The sequence below is a fragment of the Limnobacter sp. genome (genome assembly GCF_043511195.1).
Lineage (GTDB): Bacteria > Pseudomonadota > Gammaproteobacteria > Burkholderiales > Burkholderiaceae_B > Limnobacter.
In genome coordinates, this window is the sequence record NZ_CP121330.1 from 82,222 (window position 1) to 107,996 (window position 25,775).

A 25,775-nucleotide genomic window follows, 5' to 3' on the forward strand; every position below is an offset into this window, starting at 1 on the left:
TTTTTTATTGCCTGCTTACTTCAATGGATTCATCTGAGGATCGAAATTGTCCAGACTGGGATACGAGACCCGCGAGCGGGAACCCAATGTATCTACTGCAGTGTCGAGTTGCTCGAGCATTTCGACTCGAGCTTCTGGAGAAATGTAAGGCACATGATAAGCAGCAAAGGGCTCAATCACATCGAACCCGGCATAACCCAGGCTGCCTCGCAGTACAGGGCGCAGCATGGTATTCAATTCGCCATGAATCGCCTCCTCACCAAACATGTGCTCCCGACCGCCCAAGGTAAAAGTCAACCAGGCCTGTTTGCCTTTCATCAAACCGCGGTCGTAGAAATTGCGCCCCCCGTAAACCACGCCAGATAAAAATATGCGGTCAATCCAGCCTTTTAAAATAGCGGGCAAGGAAAACCAGTACAACGGAAAATTCAAGACAAGCAGGTCGCAATTTTTGAGCAGCTGCACTTCCTCCGCGATGTCTACAGGCAGGGTATTGTTTTTTTCAGCGTGCCGTTGCTCCAGGGCATAGACCAGGTAGTCTGGATTGCCGCGGTCGGGAAAATCGCTGGCGCTGGCCACCGGGTTGAATTGCTTCGCATACAAGTCCGACACGGTCACGGTGTGGCCTTGTGCCTCGAAACGATCTCGCATTCGTTTCATCATCGCGGTACAAAACGATTGCGGCTCGGGGTGGGCATGCACAATTAGAACATTCATGGCGTAGGTATCTTTGTGAAAATTGACCAGCCATCCTACCAAAATAAAAGGGGCAGCCTGGTGACGGGCTCCCCCTTTGCGATTCAAACCACTGTGCTTTTAAATCACGCCATACGCCAGCATCGCATCAGCCACCTTCACAAAGCCACCCACATTCGCGCCTTTCAAATAGTCAATGTGACCATCTTCTTCGGCACCATACTTGACACAACGCATGTGAATATCGCCCATGATGGCACGCAGGCGTTGGTTCAGTTCATCGCGTGACCACGACAGGCGCATGCTGTTCTGGGTCATCTCCAAACCCGAGACAGCCACCCCACCTGCATTGGCTGCCTTCGAAGGTGCAAACAAAATTCGCGCTTTCTGGAACACATCAATGGCACCTTTTTCAGACGGCATGTTGGCGCCTTCAGACACACCCATGCAACCATTTTTAACCAGCAAGTCAGCTTCTTCCGCGTTGATTTCATTCTGGGTAGCGCAGGGGAAAGCCAGATCGCATGGAATATGCCAGGGACGTTTGTCCGCAATAAATTCGGCTTGCGGATACTTCTCGAGGTATTCACTGATGCGCGCGCGCTTCACTTCCTTGAGTTCTTTGATATGTGCCAGCTTTTCCAGGGTAATGCCGTCTTTGTCATGAAGCGTTCCGGAAGAATCCGACATGGTGATCACCTTGCCACCCAGTGTCAGAATTTTCTCAACTGCGTACTGCGCCACATTGCCCGAACCACTGACCGAACAAATCTTGCCGTCAAACTTCAGGCCCTTGTGGTTCAACATGTCTTCCATGAAATACACCACGCCATAACCGGTGGCTTCGACTCGAATTTCGCTGCCCCCAAACGCCAGGCCCTTGCCAGTAAGCACGCCCGTGAATTCATTACGAATTCTTTTGTATTGGCCAAACATGTAAGAAATCTCGCGACCACCCACACCAATATCACCTGCGGGTACATCGGTGAATGGACCAATGTGACGGGACAGCTCGGTCATGAAAGCCTGGCAAAAACGCATGATCTCGCGATCACTTTTCCCTTTGGGATTGAAGTCTGAGCCACCCTTGCCACCACCCATAGGCAAACCGGTCAGGCTGTTCTTGAATGTTTGCTCGAAAGCGAGAAACTTCAGGATACTTTGAGTCACGTTGTCGTGAAAACGAATGCCACCTTTGTACGGGCCAATCGCATTGCTGTGCTGCACACGGTAACCACGTTGGGTGCGCACATTGCCATGGTCATCTTCCCAGCACACGCGAAAACTGACAATGCGGTCAGGCTCGGTCAGCCGCTGCAAAATTTGTGCAGACTCATACTTCGGATTCTTGGCGACAAAAGGAATAATGTGCTGCGCAACTTCATGCACTGCTTGGTGAAACTCTGGTTCGCCGGGATTTCTGCGAATCAGTCCATTCATGAACTCTTCTAGTTCTGGCGAGCTGCTCATCTCTTATTCTCCTGTTAAAGGACGACATTGGACTGCGTGTAAGCAGTTTACCGAATCGATTGAAATTGAGCACTCTGGATTGCTGTGGATATCCCCAAAAAGTGGGCACAACCTAGGGGATAGCATGTGGACAAGTAGTCCAAGCCCTTCAAAACATGAGGAATTAGATGCCCTGACTAATTATTGTGCAGACTCGGTTCTGCAGCACTGTGTTTTTGAATCTGGGTATGCCGATAAATGATGGATGCCTCCATCCTGTTCTTGGCTTTGAGTCGCTCCAGGATGTCCTTCACATGGCCTTTGACAGTTTCTACGCTGATCTTTAAAAGCAGGGCAATTTCCTTGTTGCTGTGCCCGGCCCCAATCAACTCGAGTACTTCAACCTGCTTGTGGGTCAAGGCCTTGGAAAGCACAGGCATTTGGAGCAGTTCAATATTGGCTTGACTCAAGCCCACCCGAATCAAGTCGATCATTTTTGAAAAGGGAGTGAATTTTGAAAATGCGATGAACCGATCCAGCTGGTGGCGTTTTAAGTGTCCCATCACCTTGTCGTCGTTCGCAGTAATCAATACCGGGATTTCCGGAAACAAGGTTTCGAACAAACCAATGAAAGTTTCAGCTTGCACATCGCGCAAATGAAAATCGGTGATGATCAGGGCGGGAAACTCTTCTATTGCATGGCGTGCCGCTTCTTTCAGCGTGGAGAATTGGCGGATACGGGCATGGGGTGCAATGTCCTTCACCATTTCGACCAAACCGAAACTAATGATCGGGTGATCATCGATCACATACACCACTTGCCGCTCCAGACCTTCCAGTTTTTTAACCACCGCGCTTCTCACAGAAACAATTCACCATGATTTAACTTTAATTGACGAAGCGCCCACTCCGTGCGGCAAACAAACTTGATAAATCGATTCAAATCAGGGTTTCGAACAGTCGAATCAAAAAACCGTTGACACCATGTCAACGGTTAAACTAAGATCCATTCCATGAACTATGTGATCGAACGTCGAGAAGAAGAAAAGGAACGCCGCCGGGAAGAAATTCTGGACGCAGCCGAACTTGTTTTCTCTGAAAAGGGCTTTGACGCGGCCACCATGGGCCAGGTTGCGCGCAAGGCGAGAGTGTCTCGCGCACTCGTGTATGTGTACTTCAAAGACAAAGCAGCCTTGCATTTGGCCATTTGCCTGCGGGGTTTGCGCATACTGCGCGAAATGTTTGAAGCTGTGCGAAAACAGCATGTCACCGGTGAGGAGCAAATCCGCGCCATTGGACATGCCTACATGCAGTTTTCTGAAGAATACCCCACACACTTTGCCGCAATGTCCAAGTTTGAAGCGTCTTCGCCCGACATGGCATTTGGCGATCCATGTAACTCTGCGCTCGAAATGATTCAAGCGGGACAAAAAGTGCATGAAGAAATGGTGCTTGCTTTGGCCACCGGCATGGCCGACAAAACGTTGCGTGCCGACCTTGAAAACCTGATGCAAATTTCAATCACCCTGTGGGGTTTCACGCACGGAACCATTCAGTTGGCACAAACCAAAGCCAACTTCATGGCAACCATGGGTATCTCCAAAGAGTCTTTCATGAATCAAGCTGTAGAGCTGGTCATGCAATCCCTGATCAACCGCAATTGCGGAGGCAAGAAATGATCGAACATTTTCTCCCAAGCGCCCATCGAAGGGGCGCTTTTTTTTACTCCTTGCTTGACAGACGTCTAATGGCTGCATTGCTGTTGATGGCCTTTCAAATTCAACAACCCAGTCAAGCCAACGCCCCCCTTGATGAGTACTTGAGCCAAGCCATGGCCAATAACCCGGCCTTGGCACAGGCCAGCTTCGAAGTCGAAGCTGAGCGACAGCGACTTGAAAATTTACGTGCGCGCTTTTACCCCAGCCTTGCCCTGCAGGCGCGGGCAAGCGTGGCCGAAGGCGGACGCACCATTGATTTTCCGGCAGGCGATTTGCTGAACCCGGTGTACGCCACGCTGAACGCACAGGCCATTGCGGCAGGTCAGCCCGCGCGATTCCCCACTGTTGAAAATCAATCCATACCGCTGCTGCGCCCCACAGAACAAGACACGCGCCTGATTGTGCGAGGGCCGATTTACGAACCCGTACTGGATCGCCAACTGCAAGCGCAAACCCAGGCAGTGGGCGCGCAAGAAGCCGCGCAGTTGCAGGTCAAAGAAGAATTGGTACGCGACCTGCATACCGCCTACTGGCAGTACGCGCAGGCCAGGGCCCGTATCAACATACTTGAATCGAGCTTGCGCACTTTGCAAGAGAACGAGCGTATCAACACGGTGCTGTACAAAGCCGGTGAAACCACACTGGATGCGCCCAAACGCGCCGAGGCCGAAACACTTGAAATTCAGGTGGCTTTGCGTCAAGCCCAAACACAGGCTTTGCTGGCCAAGGAATATTTCAACCTGCTGCGCTATGCGCCCAACAACAGTGTTGTTGAACTGCCGCAAGAAGACCTCAGCCCCAGTGCCATTGATACATTGCTGAACGAACTCACTCCGAAAACGCTGGGCACTACCCCTGCCCCGGCACTAACCCGACTCGAACGCAGCCTGGCCGCCCAACGCGCGCAGCTGGATGCCAGCCGGGCCACTTACAAACCCACGCTGGGTTATTCAGTTGAAGGCGGCTACCAGGGCCGCGACTACAGCACGGGTCCGAACACTGGCTTTGCCAGCGCATCGGTGGTTCTGAACTGGACCTTGGCCGATGCGGGCATTCGCAGCAGCGAGGTGGCACGCAGCCAGGCACAGGTGCAAGCACTCGAAGCGCGTGCGCGACAGGTCAACCGACAATTGCAACTGGCCAAATTGCAGGCCAAAGAAAACCTGTTGGTGTCGCTGGACAGCATTCAAGCCCGCATGGCCCAACAGGCGGCATCTGAGGAAAGCCTTCGAATCAACGAGCGAAAACGCGATGCGGGTGAAACCACACAAGTTGAATTTTTGAGCGCAGAACAAAGTGCCACAAGAGCGCGCCTTGGTTTGGTGACTGCGGTTTATCAAGCCCGAATCGATCACGCAATTTGGCAATACAACAACCGAAACATTCCCGAGCCAAGCCAACAGGAAGGAGCTCAACCATGAAACCCGTATCCGTCTTTTCAGCCCTCTCCCTTCTCGTTCTGGCCGCCTGTGGCCCGGCAACGCCCGAGGAAGCGCCTGCGGTGGAATACCGTTTGGTAAAAACCGAAACGGTGCAAACCGGGCCAGCCGCCAACCTGATTGAAGTTGCGGGCATTGGTGCGTTTCGCGATGAAACACGTTTAAGTTTTAAAGTGGGCGGTGTGATCGAAACAATCACAGTGCGCGAAGGTGAAACTGTGGCAAAAGGCCAGCGCCTTGCCGCACTGAACAAGCAAGACGTCAACGCTGCGCTTAGCCAAGCCAGCGCAGGATTTGACAAAGCACAACGCGATTTGCAACGCGGCAAAACATTGCGCGCTCAGGAAGTCATTTCCAGGGTGCAACTCGACAACCTTGAAACCGCTGCACAAGCGGCACGCGCGCAACTGAGCCAAGCGCAGTATGCAAGCCAGACTGCAGAAATTCAGGCACAGGCCAACGGCGTTATTCTGAAACGATTTGCCCAAACAGGCGAGGTCGTATCACCAGGTCAACCAATATTGCTGCTTGGCAGCAAAAGCAGCGGCTTTGTCATGAAAGCGAGCCTGGCTGACAAGCAGGCCATACACGTTCAACTGGGTGCAAAGGCAGAAGTGCAATTTGATGCGCTTCCCGGTGTCAAATGGCCGGCCAAGGTGATAGAGCTGAGCCAGGCGGCCGACCCCGCCACCGGCACCTACGGCGTGTTGGTTGAAGTGGACACGCGCGCCAATGAAAAGCTAAACCTGCTCTCGGGCATGCAAGGCCGTACCCGCATTGAACCTGCCAATTTCAGCGGCACCCGCAGTTACCTGCCCATTGAAGCTGTCGTGGAAGGTGACAACAAAGCCGCCTGGATATACACAATTCAAGCTGACAACACCGTGAAGCGCCAAACTGTTCAAGTGGCTTTTATACAAGGTGACCGCCTGGCCCTTCAGGACACATTGCCAGAAGGCACACGGGTGGTCAGTACCGGTGCAGCCTATCTGCACGACGGTGAAACCGTGAAAGTTCAGGAGTAAAGCAAATGAAACTCTCGGACTTTTCAATCAAGAATTACCAGTTCACGCTGGTGATTTTTTTCCTGATGACCGCAATCGGTATCAGCGCCTATCAAAACATTCCCAGAACCGAAGACCCCTACTTCGACATCAGCGCGTTTCGCATCAACGTGATTTACCCCGGGGCCGACCCGCGCGAAATGGAGCAGCAAGTTGCCAAGCCCATTGAAGATGCACTTCGTAGCCTGGATGACTTGAAAGAAATGCTGTCAACCTCGCGAAACAGTGGTGGCGTGGTGTTTGTGCGTTTCAATGCAGAAGTGGATGTCGACAAAAAGTTCGACGAGGTCAACCGCGAGTTGAACAGCATTCGCGACAGCCTTCCGGCCGGCATTCAAAAACTGGAAATTGAGCGAATCAACCCGGGCTTCACCAACATCATTCAATATTCCCTGGTGTCTGAAACCGGCAGCTACGCCGACCTGGCCAATTATGCAGAGGATTTGTCAGAGGCCTTTGAGCGAATTTCTTCGGTACGCGAAAGCGAAAGCTGGGCCTATCCTGAACAGCAAGTGCGCGTTAGCCTGAACTTTAAAAAACTGGCAGAACTGGGACTGCAGGCAGCCGATGTGGCACGGGTTATTCAAGGCGAGTCGTTGAACATTCCAGGCGGCCCTGTTGAAGAAGGTGCACGCCGACTGAACGTACAAACATCAGGCCAGTACCGCAGCGTTGAGGAGATCAGAAACACAGTCATTGCAGGCACGGGTACGGGCGGCGATTTGGGTGGTCGCCTGGTTCGCGTAGGCGATGTGGCCGATGTGCAATGGGACTATGAAAACCAGGAAGTAATGGCCCGCTTCAATGGCCAGCGTGCGGTGTTTGTTACCGCCAACCAGAAAGACGAGCGCAATATTTTTGTGACCCAAAAAGCATTGCAGGAAACAGCAGACGAGTTCGAGAAAACATTGCCGCACAACATCAAGCTTGAACGCGGGTTTGAGCAATACAAAAACGTGGAGAAGCGAATTGATCGCCTGACCTTCGACTTTGGCCTTGCTGTAACGCTGGTGCTGATTACCTTGCTGCCACTGGGCTTGCGCGCCTCGGGCATTGTCATGGTGAGTGTACCGCTGTCCCTGCTTACCGGCCTGGCCTGTTTGTACTATGCCGGCTTTTCGCTCAACCAGCTTTCGATTGCAGGCCTTGTGGTTGCCCTGGGCTTGCTGGTTGACGATTCAATTGTGGTGATTGAAAACATTGCGCGTTACCTGCGCATGGGATACAACCGGGTGGATGCTGCACGCCTGGCAACCAAGCAAATTTCACTGGCTGTTTTGGGCTGCACTGCAACGCTGTTGTTTGCATTCCTGCCCCTGTTAATGCTGCCCGACAATGCCGGCAAGTTCATTCGCTCGCTGCCCGTTGCGGTGGTTTTCACCGTGATCGCATCCCTGTTTGTTGCGCTGACCATCATTCCGTTTTTGGCCAGCCGTGTGCTGAAAAAAGAGGAAAATGAACACGGCAACATTGTGCTGCAAAAGCTGATGGGGTTGATTGACAAAATTTACACCCCCCTGCTTCACCGCGCCTTGCAAACCCCGAAAACAGTGGTTACCGCTTCGCTGATCCTGTTTGTAGCCAGCCTCGGCCTGGCACCACTTATGGGTATGTCGCTGTTTCCCAAAGCGAATACACCCCAGTTTGTCATCGAAGTGGGCTTGCCTCCGGGCTCCAGCCTGACCGCCACCGACACCGTGGTGAAACAAGTTGAAAACAAGCTAAGCCAGTTCGACGAAATTACTGCTGTCATGGCCACGGTGGGTGAAGGCAATCCGCAAATTTATTACAACGTGTTCCAGCAAGACAAACAATCCAACGTGGGTGAACTGTTTGTTCAACTGAAGGAGTACAACGACGACACCCCCAAGCTGCTCGATACCATTCGCGGCGAGCTAAAAACCATTGCGGGTGCCAATTTGATTGTGCGTGAGTTCGAGAATGGACCGCCGATTGATGCGCCCATTGGTATCCGTTTGGTGGGCCCCGAAATTGAAACGCTTCGCGAATTGTCTGCACAGGTTGAGCGAATCATGCTGGCCACCCCGGGTACACAAAACGTCGACAATCCCCAGCGCACCGGGCGTAGCGACCTGCGCTTGAAAGTGAATTTCGAGAAAGCTGGTTTGCTGGGTGTGAACTCGGCCGAGTTGGACAAGGCTGTACGCTTGGCGATTGCAGGAGCCAATGCAGGGGAAATTCGCCAAAGCAACGGTGATGCCTACACCATCAGCGTACGAGGCCCTGCGGGCGCACGAAGCAGTTTGAGTGCGCTGGATGACTTTCATGTGATTGCCCGCACAGGGCAAGCCGTGCCGTTGACCCAACTCACCACGCTCGAACTGGACGACAACCTGAACAGCATTTACCGCTTTGACCGAGAGCGCGCAGTGCTACTCACCGCCTACACCCGCACGGGTTACAACACGGAAAAAATCAGCAACGAAGTGGCCAGGCAAATTGATGAAATGGGTCTGCCTACTGGATACCGCTACAAAATGGCCGGAGAAGTCAAAAGCCGACAGGAAAGCTTTGCAGGTTTTGGCACAGCCATTTTAGTTACCGTGTTCGGCATACTCGCCATTCTGGTGCTGGAATTTGGCAGCTTCAAAAGCACGCTGATTGTGCTGTTCGTGATTCCACTGGGAGTCACTGGGGGCATGGTGACGTTGTTCCTGACCGGCAACTCGCTCAGCTTCACGGCCATGATCGGTTTCATTGCGCTCATCGGGATTGAAATCAAGAACTCGATTTTGTTGGTGGACTTTACCAACCAGTTGCGCGAAGAAGGCAAGGGACTGGACGAATCGATTGAAGAAGCCGGCCGCACGCGCTTTCTGCCGATTTTGCTGACCAGCGCCACCGCTGTGGGCGGCCTGTTGCCACTGGCGTTACAAGGTGGCGGACTTTATTCGCCACTGGCGTGGGTCATTATTGGCGGATTGATTTCATCAACCTTTATTGGTCGCCTGGTCACCCCTGTGTTGTACAAGCTGTTGCCACCCGATCTGCAGAGGACATAGCCTAAGCCATTGATTTCACCTACAATACGGCCTCAATGCACAAGGACACCCTGAAATCATGAAAAAACCCGCAGGCCGCAATGGCAGCGCAGGCCGCAGTGGCGACTCGGGCCGTTCTGGCCCACCCGCACGCCCCAGCAACCGAAACAAAACAGCCGTGGCTGAGAAACCTGCCACGGCCGGTCGTGGCCGACCGGGTGCAGCAAGCAGCAAGGCAGCTGTACCGGCAAAACCCGACCGCAACCGTGCCGCCCTGCGCAGCGCCCCCACCGCCCCAACGGCAGGCACAGCGCGCCCACGCCGCAGCAAGGTGACTGGCACCAACACACTCGACATGCTGGACCCATTCGAGCCGCAACGATTGAGCAAGATCATGGCGGCCAAAGGACTGTGTTCCCGTCGCGAGGCCGATTACCTGATCGAAAACGGCTGGGTCCGTGTGAATGGCAAAGTAGTCGACGAACTGGGTGCCAAAGTGCTGCCCACCGTCACGATCGACCTGGACGCTCGCGCGAAAAATGTGCTGGGCAAACAAGTCACCATTTTGTATCACAAGCCGATTGGCGTGGTATCCGGTCAACCCGAAGGCCGCTACAAAGCCGCCATGGAATGCTTAAGCCTTGAAAACCAGGCGGATCGAAAAACATCCACTCCATTTCAGCCTGCCATGTTGAAAGGTTTGGCACCGGCTGGCCGCCTGGACATCGACTCCACGGGCTTGTTGGTATTGACACAAGACGGCCGCATTGCCAAGCAATTGATCGACGCCAACAGCACGGTGGAAAAAGAGTACCTGGTTCGAGTTGAAGGTGAATTGACTGACCGTGGGCTGGAAATGCTGCGTTATGGCCTGAGCCTGGACGGTGAAGCCCTGAAACCTGCCCGCGTGAGTTGGCAAAACGAGGACCAGCTTCGCTTCATTTTGAACGAAGGCAAAAAACGACAAATTCGCCGCATGTGCGAGATCGTGGGCCTAAGGGTCGTGGGCTTGAAACGGGTAAGAATTGGCCGCGTGATGCTCGGTGACCTGCCCGTGGGGCAGTGGCGTTTGCTGACCCCGGAGGAACGATTCTGAAGGGGTGAAAATCCACTCTATTCAGGTGATTGATTGGAAATAACTTCCGGTACTCTCGAAATTAACATTTGGACAAAGTCAATTTCGAGAATTCACCATGCATGCCCAGCACTCGGCCCTGAAACAACACGCCTCCCACACCCGGGTGCAACTACCCTCTAGCGGGTTTTTCGCATTTTTAAGCAAGCTGTCTGGCGCGGCAGCCAACGCCACTGATTTCGCCTCAATACGCATCAATGCCGACTGGCTGTGCGTGGTGGTCAGTTTTGTTTGCCTTGCATTTGCTGCGCTGGAAGGCTTTGCCTACAACAACATTGCCCAAGCCCTCGGCTGGGGAATTCCTTTGTTTCTAGGCAGCCTGGTGGTCACCCGGCTGTATGCAGGCCACCCCTTGACCATGCACATCAATGCGCTGCTGCTGGTCGGCATGGGCGCGCTGCACGTGCACATTTCACGCGGTTTGCCTGAATATCATTTCAGTTTTTTCATGTTGCTGCCAGTCATGCTGGCCTATCGGGATACACGCCCCCTGCTCAGCATGGGCCTGTTCATTGTGATTCATCACATTGTGTTCGACATGCTTCAACAAGCTGGTTTCGACTGTTATATATTTCGCGGCCCCTTTTCAGGTCTGCCCGCAGTAGCCCTTCATAGTTTCTATATCGCCACCGAAGTGCTGCTGCTCACAGTGATTGCACAGGTGCTTCGCCAACACGCACTGGCTGCCGAAGAAAGCACCAAATTACTGGCCTATCTGGACAAAGAGAAAGGCATTAACCTGCGGGTTCGCGCACAAACCGATGAACTGGGCAGAACATCCCCCATGGGCCAGGTGTTCAATGATTACGCCGACAACATGGCGTTCGTGGTTGCTGCATTCAAAATGCTCCGGACCGACATTCGCGAATTGTCGCAAATTGCCAAAGAATTGGGCTCGGACAACAACCAGCAGCTGGAAGAGAGTTCGCTGGCTTCCAAAAAGCTGCGCGACTTCGTCCAAAGTCTGGGCAATCAAACACGCATGGGTCAAAGCACTGCTGAATTGTCCAAAAAGGTCACAGAGGACAGTTTTGATCTGCTCAATGAACTGAATCAATCTTTGGAGCACTTGCAACGCATCAGCAAACAGGCATTTGATTCAAGCCAGCAAATACAGGCCTTGCACAAGGAAGTCCAGAAAGAGCTGTCGCCAGGCGCTGCCCAACAACTGCAAGCCACCCTGACAACACTGGACAATCTGAATGAGCGTACCAATGCTTTCATGGGCAGGATGGATGTTCTGAAAAGTGGTCTGAGTGCCATTGAAAATCAGCTGGTGTCGATCGACAGATCAACGCACCAATGGGTTGAAAATGGTCATGGCAATCAACGCCAGGGCTGGGAAGTTCTGGGTGCCATGGAAGGCATGCAAACGCGCACCGAGAGTACATTCCGTACGCTGGCCAGCACGGTTCAAACCATTTTGCGCTCCGATGATTTGATGCGTGAAATGGAGAAGCGGCTTTCGAGGTTCGATGTATGAGCCTGAGCAATATTCTGGATGATCCACTGATCAATGAATTGCTGGACAGTGGAGCCTTTCGCTACGCCTTGTTGGGACACGTCACGGATGAACTCAGCCTGATCGCTGCAAGCAAACTGTTTCGGCAAGAACTGGGATTCAAATCGGGCGGTGAATTAATTGTGAGCCGGTATGGCATGTCCATTTACCGCGCCCTGTCCAACGCCTTGCTTCGCCAACAAGGCTGGACCGGCCATGTCAAGGTGAATGAGCAGTGGTTTCGTTTGCAAATGCTGGCCCATGGCGAATTTGGCGTGCTTCACGAACAAGAGGTCAAGCATGGCAAACCGTCATCGGCACTGCCAACGACCAACACCCCAGAGCAACGGCTTGATTCAGCCGAGAGCGCCGACAAAAAAATTCCAACCAGCGTGTTACTCAGTGTTGACGACAAAGGGCGAATCAAAAAGGTCAGCCCTTCGCTGGAGGAGTTTTTGGGGCAAAGCAGCGAACAACTGCAAAACCTGGATGCTGCAAACCTGGTGTTTCGAACCGATGTAGGTCAGTTCAAGCGGGTACTTGACCAGGTGAAATATCAAACCGGCTCTACCGATGGTTCCTTTCGCCTGCGCAACACCTTCAATGATGTGGTGTACTTCGACTGGACAGCTGCCTGTATTGGTGCAGACATTCTCCTGATTGGCCGTTCGAGCAATATTCATCTTGAAGAAGCCTTGCTGAAAAGCGAAGAACGAATCAACAACATTCTTGAGTCCATGGACGATGCATTTTTTGCCATCGACATGAATGGCTACGTGAACTACCTGAATGAGAAAGGCGCCGAATTGCTGGGCAAAAGTGCTGCACTTTTGCTGGGTCGAATGGTGTGGGAACGTGCCCCCCACTTGAAGAAAACCCCGCTGTTTAAATATGTGAATCAGGCCAAAGGCAGCATGCAGCCTGAAACATTTCAGTGGCAAGACCCCGCCAATGACATGTGGTACCAAGTAAAGGCTTACCCCAGCGACGAGCTGATCTCGATTTTCTTCACCGACATCAGTTCGATCAAGCGCAGTGAAAGCAAAATGCGGCATCAAGCCACACACGATCCGTTAACGGGTCTTCCCAACCGCCTGGCCTTGTCGCAAACCCTGCAAGAACTGCTTGGCAACGACCAGGTTCAGGACTTCAAACTGGGCTTGCTGTTCATCGACCTGGACGGCTTTAAAGCGGTGAACGACACGCTTGGCCATGACCGGGGAGACGACCTGCGGATTGCCGTATCCAAACGCTTGCGCAGCGTGGTTCGAAGTTCAGACATTGTTGCCCGTTTGTCGGGCGACGAATTTGTAATCACCCTGCCCTACATTGCCGACCAAGACACCGCATTCAATGTGGGCCGCAAGGTGGTAGATGCCGTCAGCAAAAAACCGTTTGAGCTGGGTGAAAAGAAAATTTATGTGGGTGCCTCTGTGGGTGTGGCCCTGTTTCCAACCGATGCCACCGATGTTGAGGGCTTGCTGAAACATGCCGACATTGCGATGTATCAGGCCAAGCAGGCCGGGAAAAATACGGTGCGCGTGTTCCACACGAATATGAGTGCCACCTTGCAAACCAAGGTTGATCTGGAAAATGATTTGCACGATGCAATTTTGCACGACCGCATCGAATTGCATTACCAACCGCGATTCAATGCCAACGGCTCCATTTGTTCCGTTGAGGCCCTGGCTCGCATGCGTTCACGCACTGGCGAGCTGATTCCCCCTGCCCAGTTCATTCCGATCGCCGAGGAAACAGGACTGATCATTCCCATGGGTGAACAGGTCATGCGCAAAGCCTGCAAATGGCTGAAAGACACCAATAAAAAACTGAAGAATCCAATCAGTGTTTCTGTGAATGTATCGGGTATCCAATTGCTGGATGGCAAACTGTGCGGTACTGTCGAAAAGGTGCTTAAACTGAGTGGCCTGCCACCCAAACTGCTTGAGCTTGAATTGACCGAAACCGTATTGATGCAGAATCAGGACACTGTTTTACAAGACCTGAACCGCTTGCATGAACTGGGCGTTTCTTTGTCGATCGATGATTTCGGCACGGGTTATTCCTCGCTGGCCACCCTGCACCGCATGCCGGTTCAATCCATCAAACTCGACCGCTCGTTTGTGAGCAATTTGCCCAACAAAACCGACAGCGTTATCTTGTCCCGAACCGTATTGGCCATGGCGAAGGCGCTTGGCCTGGGCGTGGTGGCTGAAGGCGTTGAAACCGCCGAGCAACGGGACTTTCTGATTGAATCGGGTGTACTTGAACTACAGGGTTTTGGACTGGCCCGACCAATGACTGCCGACGACTCAAGGCAGTTTGTGTGGGCGCAGCAGATCACCAGCGACAAGGCGAAGAAAATTTTGGCGTAATATTTTTACCTCACGCCCGGCCTTCCGCCTTCGCATCTTCCAGGTCAAACTCAACCCCGAACCCGATTGACCCGCGAAACACTTTCACTTTGATCAAAGGTCCGACCGGGCGAAGCTGATCCCAAATCCAGCGGGCGATATTTTCCGAGGTGGGCAGCTCAATAAATTCATTCAAATAAGAATGATCAAGGCGCTTGTGCACAGCGCCCACCTGCTCGCTCAGCAGGCTTTCAGGCACCACATAACCATCTTTGGCTGGACCTTCAAACCACACCTCGGCGGTGTAGCTGTGCCCATGTAGACCGGGCCAGTCTGGCAATTGGTGGGCTACATCAAAGGTAAATTGCTTGAATACTTTCATGGCATTCCGATCACTTTGTGGGTTTGAACGCTCAAACGCCACTGGGGTTTGTGCAGGCAGGTTTGAATGGCCACCTGCATATTCTTTGCTTTCCTGGCTGGTTCAGCGTCGTCCATGGCTTGCACAAAATAATGCTCAAAATCCAGTTGACCCAATGCATCCAGGTCTTGGCCCAACTGCGGTACCACCACTTTCAATTCGTGGCCGGTGGTTTGCACCAGCTCACTGCCAAATTTCGGGCTGACGCAAATCCAGTCCACGCCCGCAGGCACAGGCAAGGTGCCGTTGGTTTCAATGGCAATCTCGAATCCCTGGGCATGCACTGCCTCAATCAAGGCTGTATCCAACTGCAGCGTGGGCTCTCCACCAGTAAACACCACATAGGGTCTGTTCCATGTTGAATCGCCTTCAAATGCATTGGCAATGGCCAGCGCCAGCGCTGCTGCATCCTTGAATTTGCCCCCACCCACGCCATCGGTGCCGACAAAATCCGTGTCACAAAACTTGCAAACAGCTGTTGCCCGGTCTTCTTCGCGACCCGTCCACAAATTACAGCCTGCAAACCGGCAAAATACAGCCGCCCTGCCAGCTTGGGCGCCTTCGCCTTGCAGGGTATAAAACATCTCTTTGACTGTGTATGTGGCCACGGCTTGATCGCTTGTTTGTTACAGGCGCAATGCTACTTGAATTGGGAAACAGTGCCCAGAAAATAGGCAAAAAAAATGCCCGATATGGTTAATCGGGCAAACCTCAGAAGCAAAAGAGGAGGGATGTGAGCCCTTAGTTTGCAAGCACCCCGATTTCCTTTCAACTAGATTTTTCGAGGCTTTCCTCGAAACTCCAGAGTTACATCCAAGGTTTTGGACTAGAAGAAAAACTCAAAAACCGCGGAAATATAACCACCGCTTTACTTTGCGTTAAGGCGGCTGTTTTCTTTTCTCGAATTAGAGTCAAACACCAAATCTGAAAGATTGTGGTGTGTGGCACCACAACCGTTTTATTCATCAACAAATATTCAACAATCAATCCAGCAAATCAGCCGGAATGTTGCCCCCGTTGTCCGCCAGTTTTTGAAGCACGGTTTTGTGCAGCCACATGTTCATTTGAGCAGAATCGCCCATTTTCTCGGCCGGGCATCCCAACTCAGCGGCCAATTCCTTGCGCGCCGCCAAACTGCTGTCCAATCCCAACAACTTCATCAAATCAACAATCGACACTTTCCAGTTCAACTTCTCTGGATTGGCTTTGGCCATGTTTTCCAACTTGTAACGTTAATTCACAATGTGAAGCGAACTCAGAATCAGCGACCTGCCCCAGAATCGTTGCGCAAACAGGCTTCAAGCAAAGCACGCATTTTCTCCACACCTTGCTCATTCATGCATTCAATATTGCGCTCCGGGATCAAATCAACTTCCGGGTAGCTGTCGATTGCGTCGCTCAAACTGTCTTCACGCAGCAGGTGAAGCATTGGGTAGGGGGAACGGTTCGTGTAGTTTTCGGCATCGTCAGGTTCTGTGCCGCCAAATTGATACTCCGGATGAAAGCTGGCCACTTGATACACACCTTCCAGGTCCATATCCACCAAGAGTTGGTCAGCCAATTCCAGAAAATCGTTGTACTGGTAAAAATCCTGCAATACCCGGGGATGAATAAGCAAAGTGGTTTCCACTGATTCATCCACATTCAGCAGCGCCAATTCATGGGCCAGCTCATCCAGCAAAGTGGCTTCATCAACTGCCTGGCTCACCACAAAACGCACCCGGTTTTTCACCAATTCTCGTTTTGCGAATGGGCACAGGTTAAAGGCCACAACCACCTGCTCCACCCACAGCCGAGTGGCCTCGATCATTTCAGAATCGTTCACGGTACTCATTTAGAAAGGCAATTTAACTGCGGGGGCCACGGCAAGAATAGCCGCCTTGAATTCACCTTGAATGCGTGCCAATGCTTCATCACTGTCGGCTTCAAAGCGCATGACCACCACCGGTGTTGTATTGGACGGGCGTGCAAGCCCGAAGCCATCTGCATATTCTGCACGCACACCATCAATGGTATTCACGGATTCTGAAGTCGGAAACTTTCCTTCAGCTTGCAAGCGCTTGACGATTTCAAAGTTCACGCCTTCGGCAGTTTGCAACTGCAATTCAGGCGTGCTGGATGAGTTCGGGAGCGCATTCAATTCTGCGCTGGGGTCACTGCCGCGCGACAAAATTTCAAGCAGACGCACACCTGCATACAGACCGTCATCAAAACCAAACCAGCGTTCTTTGAAAAACACGTGGCCACTCATCTCGCCAGCAAGCGGTGCCCCAGTTTCCTTTAACTTGGCTTTGATCAGGGAATGTCCTGTTTTCCACATCAAGGGTTCGCCGCCCGCTGCTTTCACAGCCATGGCCACATGGCGCGTGCACTTCACATCGTAAATCACCATGGCACCCGGGTTGCGTGCAATTACATCGCGGGCAAACAAGATCAACTGGCGATCGGGGTAAATGATTTCACCGTCTTTGGTCACTACACCCAGGCGGTCGCCATCGCCGTCAAAAGCCAAGCCAATTTCAGCATCGCCGTTTTTCACGCAGGCAATCAAATCCTGCAAATTCTCAGGGTGGGCTGGGTCGGGGTGGTGGTTGGGAAAGTTGCCATCCACTTCACAAAACAATTCGGTGACTTCACAGCCCAAGGCTTCGTACAGGGTTTTGGCAAATGCGCCAGCCACTCCGTTGCCGCAATCGACTGCAATTTTCATGGGGCGCGCCAGTTTAATGTGGCCCAGAATATTGCCCAGGTAATCGGGCCACACATTCAGCTCGCGGTAGCCGCCACGCTGCACACCAGGCACCACGCCACGCACAGGCTTTTCATTTTGAATCCATTTCAGCAAACCCTGAATGGTGTCGCCATACAGCGTTTCACCAGCCACCATCATTTTCAGGCCGTTGTACTGCGGAGGGTTGTGGCTGCCGGTGACCTGCACCCCGGTGCCATCGCCCAGCAAGAATGTTGCAAAATAAACCAAGGGGGTGGCCACCATGCCCACATCCACAACATTCACACCGGCATCGCGAAACCCGTCAGCCAAAGAACCGCACAGGCGCGGGCCGGAAAGGCGACCGTCGCGCCCTACCACTGCCTCGTTCTTGCCACGGCTTAGTGCCAATTGCCCCAAAGCACGGCCCACACAATACGCTGCGTCTTCGGTCAATGTGTCGTCCACAATGCCGCGAATGTCATAGGCCTTGAAAATGGAGGAGGAGATGCTCATGGGTGAATACCTGAATTAGTCAAATAAGGAAAAAGAAGACGCAATGGCCTTGTCGCATTGAAAGCACATACACAAGGCATAATACTACTTTCGTTGTTTTGGTTTGTTTTCAATATGGCCAACTATGTGATTGGCGACGTTCAAGGTTGTCTGGATTCTTTACTCAAGCTTTTGGACAAGGTGCAATTCAACCCCCAGCTTGACGAGCTGTGGTTTGCAGGCGACCTGGTGAATCGCGGCCCAAAATCGCGGGATACCCTGCGGTTTGTAAAAAGCCTGGGGAAACGCGCCCACGCCGTGCTGGGCAATCACGACTTGCACCTGTTGGCCCTGTGGTGCAACAGTGGCCGCAGCCACGAAAGCGACACCATTGCTGAAGTGGTCAACGCGCCCGACGGCCAGGAACTGATTGATTGGCTACGCAGCCAGCCTTTGGCCTTGCGCCTGCCGAACGTTAACCACACACTGCACAATGCTTTGCTGACGCATGCGGGCATTCTGGCCCAATGGAGTTTCAGCGATGCCGTTCAGTTGTCCGGTGAAGTGCAACAAATGCTGGCGGGCCCCGAATGGAAAACATTCATGGCCGAATTGTATGGCAACAAGCCCAATCGTTGGGACCCCACCCTCGAAGGATTTGATCGCCTGCGTTTGATTGTGAATGTGTTTACTCGCATGCGCATGGTGCGCGACGACGGCAAAATTGATTTCAAATACAAACTGGAACCTGCCGACGCGCCGCCCGACCTGAAGCCTTGGTTTGATACCCCACGCGAGTTTGCAAACGAAGGGCCAATTGTATTTGGGCACTGGTCTACATTGGGGGCGCTGAAAAACAAGGCGGGATATTGTCTGGACACAGGTTGTGTGTGGGGCGGGCAACTGACGGCGCTGCGGCTTGAAGATGACGCCATTATTCAGGTAGAGGCGGTCGAGCCACCCTTGCCTGCCATTCCTTAAACCCGGCCTACTCGCTTGAACTTGCACCACTGGTTTGCCGGCACAATTCGCAGATCTTCAGGTGCGCTTCATCGCTGAGTTCATGCCGGGTTCGCCCATCGGTATCAATCGGTGCATGAATGTACAACTGCACCACGAAACCGGTCTTGCTGTTCATCAAAACCTGAATGTTCTCCAGCAGCGTTTGCTCGCCCACAAAGGCGGGCTCGGCTGAAAACTGTCCATCGGGGGTGAAGTACTGCAAGCTCACAGGCAACATAGGCACATGGGCCTGAATGGCGGGTTGCACAAAGTTGCTGTGGAAATGCAAAGGCGCATCGCCAGGCCCGGTTGTTCCTTCGGGAAACACAGCCACACAGCGCCCCGTGCCCAGCACTTTCACCGCAGCGTGAATCACATCGCGCACGGCGTGGCGTTTGCCCCGCTCAATAAACAGCGTGCCGCTGCGCTTGGCCAGCAAACCACCAATGGGCCATTTTGAAATTTCAGACTTGGCAATGAAGGTCACAGGATGAATGCTATTGAACGCAAAAATATCGAGCCAGGACACATGGGTGCTGTAAAGCAAACAGGGTTGGTGAATGGCGTAATTTGATTCCGCCGATTCGTACACCACTTTCACCTGCACATTCAAAATGCCCAGTAATTGGCGTGCCCAACGCTTTTCAACACCCTGCCTCAAAGCCTTGCCCAACAACGGCCAAAACACCAAAGCCACTACAAAACCGTACAACAGATGCGTCACCAGACGAAGCAACATGAACACTTTACGCATGCCTTGAAGTCCCTAAGCCTGAAAGCCCTTAAGCCGCCAACACTTTCATTTTGCTTTTATCAAGGCTGCTGTAGCCTACATTCCCGTTGACCATGGTCAGTTGTACTTTGCCCTGCATGGGAAAACCATTGAATGGCGTGTGTTTGCCCTGGCTGATCAAACTTGCTTCACCCACCACCCAGTCCACATCGGGGTTGAACAAACAAAGGTCTGCCGGCATGCCAGTGCGCAGGCTGCCTGCCTGAACTTTAATAATGTCGGCTGGGTTGCCGCACAACAATTCCACAATTCGAGCAGGCGGCACATTTTGCTCACGCATCCATTTCACCGCCAAGGTCAGCAGCAATTCCAGCCCGGTTGCACCGGCTTCGCTTTCGGCAAACGGCAATAACTTGGCGTCGTCGTCCACGGGGGTGTGGTCCGAGCAAATGGCATCAATGGTGCCATCGAGCAAACCGGCGCGAATGGCGTCCCGGTCGCGTTGTTCCCGCAAAGGCGGAATCAGGTGGGCATTGGGGTCGAAAAAGCCAATGTCCAAATCGGTCAAATGCACATGGTGAATTGCCACATCGCAAGTGACCGGCAAGCCTTCCGCCTTGGCTTGACGAACCAGCTCAATACCCTTGGCAGAACTGATGCGGCAAATGTGCATGCGCGTACCGGTGGCCCGCACAAGCTCAAAATAGGCCTGTAAAGCGATCGTTTCCGCCATCACGGGAATACCGCTCAAGCCCATGCGAGAAGCATAAGCACCCGCGTGGGCCACACCGCCTTTGCTGAAGTTGGGTTCGGTTGGGCGTAAAAAAACCGTGAGCCCAAAGTTGCGGGCGTACTTCATGGCTTGCAACAGCACCCGCAAATCGCGAATGGGCGATTCCGCCTGGCTAAAACCAACACAACCCGCTTCTGTCAGTTCGGCCATTTCAGTCAACGTTTCGCCACTTAAACCAGTAGTCAGGGCGCCCAGCGGGTACACCTTGGACAGGTTCAATTGGCGGGCCTTGAACTTGAGCATTTCGATCAAGCCAGGTTCGTCCAGCACGGGTTCTGTATCAGGTGGACACACCAGCGAGGTAATGCCACCCGCCATGGCCGCTTCCATTTCGCTCTCCAGCGTGGCGCGGTATTCATAGCCAGGCTCACGAAGGCGTGCGGACAAGTCCACCAGTCCGGGAAATACCCACAAGCCAGTGGCGTCAATGGTTTTGCTGGGCGCGAAGTCGGCGGGCATTTCACTTTTGGGGGCCACCGCCACCACGCGGCCTGCGGCCACGGCAACATCCATGATCGCATCGATACCGATGCTGGGGTCAATCACACGTCCGCCAGAAATCAACACTCGCATTGTTTGTCCTCGTTGTTCAATTTAAGCGCTTTTGCTGGACGACGCCAGAATACTCATCACCGCCATGCGCACCGCAATCCCGAAAGTCACCTGATTCAAGATCACGCTTTGGGGACCATCGGCGACCGCAGAATCAATTTCAACCCCGCGGTTCATGGGGCCAGGGTGCATAACAATTGCATCGGGTTTGGCATGGCGCAACTTCTCTTCGGTCAAACCAAAATGCTTGAAATATTCTTGGGCAGAAGGAATCAGCGCGCCTGTCATGCGCTCTTTCTGCAAGCGCAGCATGATGATGACATCGCAATCCCTGATGCCTTCCACCAGGTCGTGGCATACACGCACACCCATGTTGTCCAGGTGGTTTGGCAGCAAGGTGCTGGGGCCTACTGCGCGCACTTCCGGACAACCCAGCGTGGTCAATGCGTGAATATCTGAACGTGCCACCCGACTGTGCAAAATATCGCCAACAATCGCGACACGCAATTTGGTGAAATCTTTTTTGTAGTGGCGAATGGTGTACATGTCGAGCAGCGCTTGCGTAGGGTGGGCATGCCGACCATCGCCTGCGTTGATCACATGAATGGTGCCGCCACTGGTGCGGTTCAAGTGCTGGGCCATGAAGGTTGGCGCGCCGCTTTCCGAGTGGCGCATCACAAACATGTCAGCCGACATGGCTGCCAGGTTGTCGATGGTGTCGATCAGCGACTCACCCTTGCTGGTCGACGACGAACCAATGTTCAAGTTCACCACATCGGCGGACAAACGCTTGGCCGCAATCTCGAACGTGGTACGGGTTCGGGTGGAATTCTCAAAGAACACATTGAACACCGATTTACCGCGCAGCAAAGGGACTTGTTTCACTTCGCGATCGGTCACCGACAAAAATGACTCTGCCGTGTCCAGAATGCGATGGATCATCGCCTTGGGCAGCCCTTCAATACTCAACAGGTGAATCAGTTCACCCGCGGCGTTCAGTTGAGGGTTATTCAATTTGGTTTTACCTCCAGCTCCAGGCGGAAAGCACCTTGATCATCTTGGGTCAATACAAACGCTTCATTTGGTTTTAAGGGCAAGTGCTTGCCCACGTACTGTGCATCAATCGGCAACTCTCGGCCACCACGATCCAGCAACACGGCCAGCTCAATTTTTGCGGGGCGACCAAAATCGAACAGGTGATTCACAATGGCACGCGTGGTTCGACCGGTGTACAGCACATCGTCCACCAACAAAATGGTGCGTCCCTGTACGTCAAATGGAACCTCTGCAGGTTTGGGCGTCTCTTTTAACCCACGCTCGGAAAAGTCGTCACGGTAAAAAGCGCTGTCCAGAAATCCGCAAGGCAAGCTGAAGTTCAAGTCTTTGTGCAAGCGCTCAGCGATCCATGCGCCACCACTGTGAACGCCGATCAAACCCAATTCGGAGCGGTCAGGAAAGGCTTTCTCAATTTGATCTCGCAATCGGGCATACAGGGCTTCGGGGTTGGGCAGGCTCATCGTCCCTCCAGAAAAAATTGTTCCAGAATCAGGCAGGCACTGCCCATGTCGACTCGGCCCTTGTTCTCGCGGGCGGCCTTGCCTCCCATGCAGCTTTCCATGATCGCACTGGTGTAACGCTCGTCCACCATGGCACACGGCAGGGCAAAACGCCCCTCAAGTTGACGGGCAAAGCGTTCGCATCGAGTGGTTAATTCGTTGCTGGCACCGTCAGGCTGGCGTGGTACCCCCACCACCAAACCTTCTGGCTGCCATTCTTTAATCAAACTTTCAATTTTGCCAAATCGTTGATCGTCGTTTTGAGCCTCGACCACCGCCACACCGCTGGCCGTTTTGGTCAGCGAATTACCGAATGCGACACCAATTCGTTTTAATCCAAAATCAAAAGCCAGGTATTGGGTAGGCTTGGGTGTTTGCATGTTGTTACGCATGCCCCGCGGAACCGCTCATCAAGGCGGGGTCGATGCCCAGCATGGCGTAGGCGCTGGCAAATCGTTCTTCCAAAGGCGTGTCGAATAATATTTCGTGATTGGCCGAGACGGTCAGCCATGCATTCTGGGCAAGCTCTTCTTCAAGTTGCCCCTCGCCCCAACCCGCATAGCCCAGGGTGATCAGCCATTTGCCGGGCGCTTCGCCGCGGGCCACGGCTTCAAGAATATCGCGCGAGGTGGTCAGGGAAATTTCGTCGTTCACCTTCAGGGAGGAGTTCCAGTTCAAAGGCTCGGTGTGCAGCACAAAACCGCGCTCGGCGGCAACGGGCCCGCCCATCATGACCGGGTAATGCGTAGGCAAGTAGCCTTCAATGTCCACATTGATTTTCTCGAGCAATCCTTCAATGGGCAGGTCGGTTGGTCGGTTAATGACCAAACCCATGGCACCCTTGCCAGAGTGCTCACACAAATACACCACGGACCCCGCAAAACTGGGGTCGAGCATATTCGGCATGGCGATCAACAACTGACCAGACAAGCTAAATTCAGTGGGTGTAGAAATTTCGGTCTCGCTCATGCCAAAATTGTAATGCCTTTTAACTGTGCAAAAGTGGGTAGGCGTTCCTCTACCCTCCTTAAAGCGCACAGACCAACCCAATTTAAGTTGTTCCCCATGGCTGCATCACTTCTCGAGAACCACCCTTTATCTACCCAACCCAAGCCAGGCGAGTACGCCAAAGGTCTTGTTTGGTTCCGACGCGACTTGCGTACCCACGACAACGCCGCGCTGTTCTACGCCCTGAAGCACTGCAAACAGGTGCATTGCGTATTTGTTTTCGACAAAACCATTCTGGATGCACTAAGCAACAAGGCCGACCGCCGGGTTGAGTTCATTTGGGAAAGCTGCATGGCCTTGAAGAAAAAGCTTCAGGACTTTGGCGGCGACCTGCACCTGGTGCACGACCACGCCGATAAAACGATTCCTGAACTGGCTTTGAAACTGGGTGTGCAAGCCGTGTTCACCAACAAAGACTATGAACCGGCTGCCATTGACCGAGACATTACGGTGGGCAAAACCTTACAGGGCAAGGGTATTGAACTGTTCCGCTTTAAAGACCAGGCCATTTTTGAAGAGGACGAAGTTTTGACCCAGGCCGGTAAGTTTTTTAGTGTGTTTACGCCATTCAAAAACGCCTGCCTGAAAAAACTGGATGCATTCCACCTAACCCCCTACCCCAGCGAGGCACACATTGATTCTTTGGCGGCCGACAAGAACCTGCCGTCCCCCAGCCTGGAAGACATGGGATTCACGCGCACCAATTTGCTGGACATGATCAAACCCGGCGAAGAAGGTGCACTCGATGCATTTGAGGATTTTCTGGAGCGCATCGACAAATACAAGGACAAAAGAGACTTCCCTGCGGTGAAAGGGGTGAGCTACCTGAGTGTGCACAACCGCTTTGGCACCATTTCCATTCGCAGGCTGGCCAAGGCGGCCTATGACAGGTTCAAATTCGATGGCAGCGAAGGTGCCATGGGCTGGCTGAACGAGTTGATTTGGCGCGACTTCTACTTCCAGATCATTTACCACCGCCCCGATGCTGCCGAAAAAGCCTTTAAGCCTGAATACGACCAAATTCGCTGGGATGATGATGAGAAGGCAAAACGCCTTTTCAAGGCCTGGTGTGAAGGCAAGACAGGCTACCCCCTGGTCGACGCAGCGCAACGCCAATTGAACCAAACCGGCTTCCAGCACAACCGGCTACGCATGGTCACCGCCAGCTTTTTGACCAAAGACCTTGGGATTGACTGGCGCTGGGGCGAGCGTTATTTCGCTGAACAATTGAACGACTTTGACTTGTCCGCCAACAATGGTGGCTGGCAATGGGCTGCCAGCACAGGCTGCGATGCGCAACCCTACTTCCGCATATTCAACCCCCACAGTCAGTCTGAAAAATTTGACGCCGACGGCAAATTCATTCGCAAGTACTGCCCCGAACTGAGCAAGCTTTCCAACAAGTACATTCACAACCCCGCTGAATGCCCGCCGTTCGAGCTGCAAATGGCAGGGGTTGTGCTGGGCGAAACCTACCCAAGGCCTGTGGTGGAACATGATGTGGCGAGGAAGAAAACGCTTGAGCGATATGCGGTGGTGAAAAAACAGAAAGAGTGAAATCGGTTTTTGTCCGAACTTATGATGGTCAGTGCAAGTGCCTTCACCCATAATCAGCGGTGAAATTTCAAGCACACAAACTGATTCAATCAACAAGAAGGAGACAAAACAGTGAACGCTTACACCACCGTATTGCTTTACGCCGGATGGATTTTAGTTCTGGCGTTGTTCTATGCCCTGCCGCGAGTGCCCCAAGCCTTGCTGGGCCAAAAGCGTATTGACAGCTGGGAGCGTGGCAAAGAACCAATCGACCCGATGTTCTTGCAGCGAGCAAAATCTGCCCACCTGAATTGCCTGGAAAACTTCCCGGTGTTTGCAGGCGTTGTGGCGATGGCTGGGCTAATGGGTGAAATTGAAGCGATCAGCGCGATTGCCGTATTTGTTCTGTACGCCCGCATCGCGCAAGGCATTTCACATCTTCTTGGCACTTCATTTATTTTGGTAATGCTACGCGCTACCTTCTTCTTGATTCAGGTGTTCATCACCTTGTACATGGTGTATTTGTTGGTCTGCTAAGCAACACCCCACAAATAAAAAAAACCGCCTTGGGTGCAAACCCGGGCGGTTTTTTATGGCAACCCGATATCAAA

At 52.9% G+C, this 25,775-nt stretch carries 23 protein-coding genes and 1 pseudogene; 10 read left to right on the plus strand and 14 right to left on the minus strand.

Going from position 1 to position 25,775, the window contains the following annotated elements; genetic code table 11:
- Nucleotides 1-15: 15 nt before the first annotated feature.
- The 3 genes from P0D43_RS00425 to P0D43_RS00435 form a co-directional block, all read right to left on the minus strand.
- Nucleotides 16-717, minus strand: a complete 702-nt coding sequence (locus P0D43_RS00425; protein ID WP_394672965.1) for an NAD(P)H-dependent oxidoreductase — start codon at nt 715-717, stop codon at nt 16-18.
- Nucleotides 718-816: 99 nt separating this feature from the next.
- Nucleotides 817-2,166 (minus strand): NADP-specific glutamate dehydrogenase, encoded by a 1,350-nt coding sequence (gene gdhA / locus P0D43_RS00430; protein ID WP_159568844.1) that lies wholly within the window; start codon nt 2,164-2,166, stop codon nt 817-819.
- A gap of 176 nt (nt 2,167-2,342) precedes the next feature.
- Complete coding sequence (locus P0D43_RS00435; protein WP_341238121.1) at nt 2,343-2,996, minus strand: response regulator transcription factor; 654 nt, start codon at nt 2,994-2,996, stop codon at nt 2,343-2,345.
- A 162-nt stretch (nt 2,997-3,158) separates the two neighbouring features.
- On the opposite strand from P0D43_RS00435, the gene P0D43_RS00440 reads away from it, so the two are divergent.
- The 7 genes from P0D43_RS00440 (at nt 3,159) to P0D43_RS00470 (ending at nt 14,379) form a co-directional block, all read left to right on the plus strand.
- A complete protein-coding gene (locus P0D43_RS00440; protein ID WP_394672966.1) occupies nt 3,159-3,824 on the plus strand; it encodes a TetR/AcrR family transcriptional regulator in 666 nt (221 codons plus the stop codon).
- Between the two features lie 68 nt (nt 3,825-3,892).
- Nucleotides 3,893-5,284 (plus strand): TolC family protein, encoded by a 1,392-nt coding sequence (locus P0D43_RS00445; protein WP_341238123.1) that lies wholly within the window; start codon nt 3,893-3,895, stop codon nt 5,282-5,284.
- Entirely contained in the window at nt 5,281-6,327 is a 1,047-nt protein-coding gene (locus tag P0D43_RS00450) for an efflux RND transporter periplasmic adaptor subunit (protein ID WP_341238124.1), read from the plus strand. Before P0D43_RS00445 ends, P0D43_RS00450 begins: the two co-directional genes overlap by 4 nt.
- 5 nt (nt 6,328-6,332) lie before the next feature.
- Entirely contained in the window at nt 6,333-9,389 is a 3,057-nt protein-coding gene (locus tag P0D43_RS00455; RefSeq protein WP_394672967.1) for an efflux RND transporter permease subunit, read from the plus strand.
- Between the two features lie 334 nt (nt 9,390-9,723).
- Entirely contained in the window at nt 9,724-10,464 is a 741-nt protein-coding gene (locus P0D43_RS00460) for a pseudouridine synthase (RefSeq protein ID WP_201301446.1), read from the plus strand.
- Between the two features lie 97 nt (nt 10,465-10,561).
- The gene (locus P0D43_RS00465; RefSeq protein ID WP_394672968.1) at nt 10,562-11,986 is read left to right on the plus strand and encodes a hypothetical protein; all 1,425 of its coding nucleotides are present in this window, start codon (nt 10,562-10,564) and stop codon (nt 11,984-11,986) included.
- Nucleotides 11,983-14,379: an EAL domain-containing protein gene (locus P0D43_RS00470; protein WP_394672969.1), complete on the plus strand. Its 2,397-nt coding sequence runs from the start codon at nt 11,983-11,985 to the stop codon at nt 14,377-14,379. Before P0D43_RS00465 ends, P0D43_RS00470 begins: the two co-directional genes overlap by 4 nt.
- 10 nt (nt 14,380-14,389) lie before the next feature.
- On the opposite strand, the gene P0D43_RS00475 is transcribed toward P0D43_RS00470, so the two are convergent.
- From P0D43_RS00475 to P0D43_RS00495, 5 genes and pseudogenes are all read right to left on the minus strand, one after another.
- Entirely contained in the window at nt 14,390-14,740 is a 351-nt protein-coding gene (locus P0D43_RS00475) for a 6-carboxytetrahydropterin synthase (protein ID WP_159568853.1), read from the minus strand.
- A complete protein-coding gene (queE, locus tag P0D43_RS00480; protein WP_256366101.1) occupies nt 14,737-15,387 on the minus strand; it encodes a 7-carboxy-7-deazaguanine synthase in 651 nt (216 codons plus the stop codon). Before queE ends, P0D43_RS00475 begins: the two co-directional genes overlap by 4 nt.
- 375 nt (nt 15,388-15,762) lie before the next feature.
- Nucleotides 15,763-16,002: pseudogene (locus P0D43_RS00485) on the minus strand (DUF3597 domain-containing protein); the annotation flags it as partial.
- Between the two features lie 38 nt (nt 16,003-16,040).
- Nucleotides 16,041-16,613, minus strand: coding sequence for a DUF1415 domain-containing protein (locus P0D43_RS00490; RefSeq protein WP_394672970.1), 573 nt, complete (start codon nt 16,611-16,613; stop codon nt 16,041-16,043).
- The gene (locus P0D43_RS00495; protein WP_394672971.1) at nt 16,614-18,005 is read right to left on the minus strand and encodes a phosphomannomutase/phosphoglucomutase; all 1,392 of its coding nucleotides are present in this window, start codon (nt 18,003-18,005) and stop codon (nt 16,614-16,616) included. It lies immediately after the preceding gene.
- Nucleotides 18,006-18,119: 114 nt separating this feature from the next.
- Here P0D43_RS00495 and P0D43_RS00500 point away from each other — a divergent pair, with 114 nt between their 5' ends.
- Nucleotides 18,120-18,965, plus strand: a complete 846-nt coding sequence (locus P0D43_RS00500) for a symmetrical bis(5'-nucleosyl)-tetraphosphatase (RefSeq protein WP_394672972.1) — start codon at nt 18,120-18,122, stop codon at nt 18,963-18,965.
- Nucleotides 18,966-18,972: 7 nt separating this feature from the next.
- Here the strand turns inward: P0D43_RS00500 and P0D43_RS00505 are convergent, their stop codons facing one another.
- Genes P0D43_RS00505 through P0D43_RS00530 form a run of 6 tightly spaced genes read right to left on the minus strand, consistent with a single transcriptional unit; the run spans nt 18,973 to nt 23,589 of the window.
- Nucleotides 18,973-19,740, minus strand: coding sequence for a lysophospholipid acyltransferase family protein (locus tag P0D43_RS00505; RefSeq protein WP_341237955.1), 768 nt, complete (start codon nt 19,738-19,740; stop codon nt 18,973-18,975).
- A gap of 28 nt (nt 19,741-19,768) precedes the next feature.
- Nucleotides 19,769-21,085 (minus strand): dihydroorotase, encoded by a 1,317-nt coding sequence (locus P0D43_RS00510; RefSeq protein ID WP_159568858.1) that lies wholly within the window; start codon nt 21,083-21,085, stop codon nt 19,769-19,771.
- A gap of 21 nt (nt 21,086-21,106) precedes the next feature.
- On the minus strand, nt 21,107-22,078 hold the full coding sequence (locus tag P0D43_RS00515; RefSeq protein ID WP_159568859.1) for an aspartate carbamoyltransferase catalytic subunit: 972 nt from the start codon (nt 22,076-22,078) through the stop codon (nt 21,107-21,109).
- On the minus strand, nt 22,075-22,581 hold the full coding sequence (pyrR, locus tag P0D43_RS00520; RefSeq protein WP_341237956.1) for a bifunctional pyr operon transcriptional regulator/uracil phosphoribosyltransferase PyrR: 507 nt from the start codon (nt 22,579-22,581) through the stop codon (nt 22,075-22,077). The genes P0D43_RS00515 and pyrR overlap by 4 nt, the downstream gene beginning before the upstream one ends.
- Entirely contained in the window at nt 22,578-23,012 is a 435-nt protein-coding gene (gene ruvX, locus P0D43_RS00525; RefSeq protein WP_394672973.1) for a Holliday junction resolvase RuvX, read from the minus strand. Before ruvX ends, pyrR begins: the two co-directional genes overlap by 4 nt.
- Nucleotides 23,005-23,589 carry a YqgE/AlgH family protein gene (locus P0D43_RS00530; protein WP_159568862.1) on the minus strand — a complete coding sequence of 195 codons (585 nt, stop codon included), beginning with the start codon at nt 23,587-23,589 and terminating at the stop codon, nt 23,005-23,007. The genes ruvX and P0D43_RS00530 overlap by 8 nt, the downstream gene beginning before the upstream one ends.
- Before the next feature lie 96 nt (nt 23,590-23,685).
- On the opposite strand from P0D43_RS00530, the gene P0D43_RS00535 reads away from it, so the two are divergent.
- Together P0D43_RS00535 and P0D43_RS00540 are read left to right on the plus strand one after the other, a co-directional pair.
- Nucleotides 23,686-25,185, plus strand: a complete 1,500-nt coding sequence (locus P0D43_RS00535; RefSeq protein WP_394672974.1) for a cryptochrome/photolyase family protein — start codon at nt 23,686-23,688, stop codon at nt 25,183-25,185.
- Between the two features lie 111 nt (nt 25,186-25,296).
- Nucleotides 25,297-25,701: an MAPEG family protein gene (locus P0D43_RS00540; protein WP_394672975.1), complete on the plus strand. Its 405-nt coding sequence runs from the start codon at nt 25,297-25,299 to the stop codon at nt 25,699-25,701.
- The last annotated feature ends 74 nt before the right edge of the window (nt 25,702-25,775 follow it).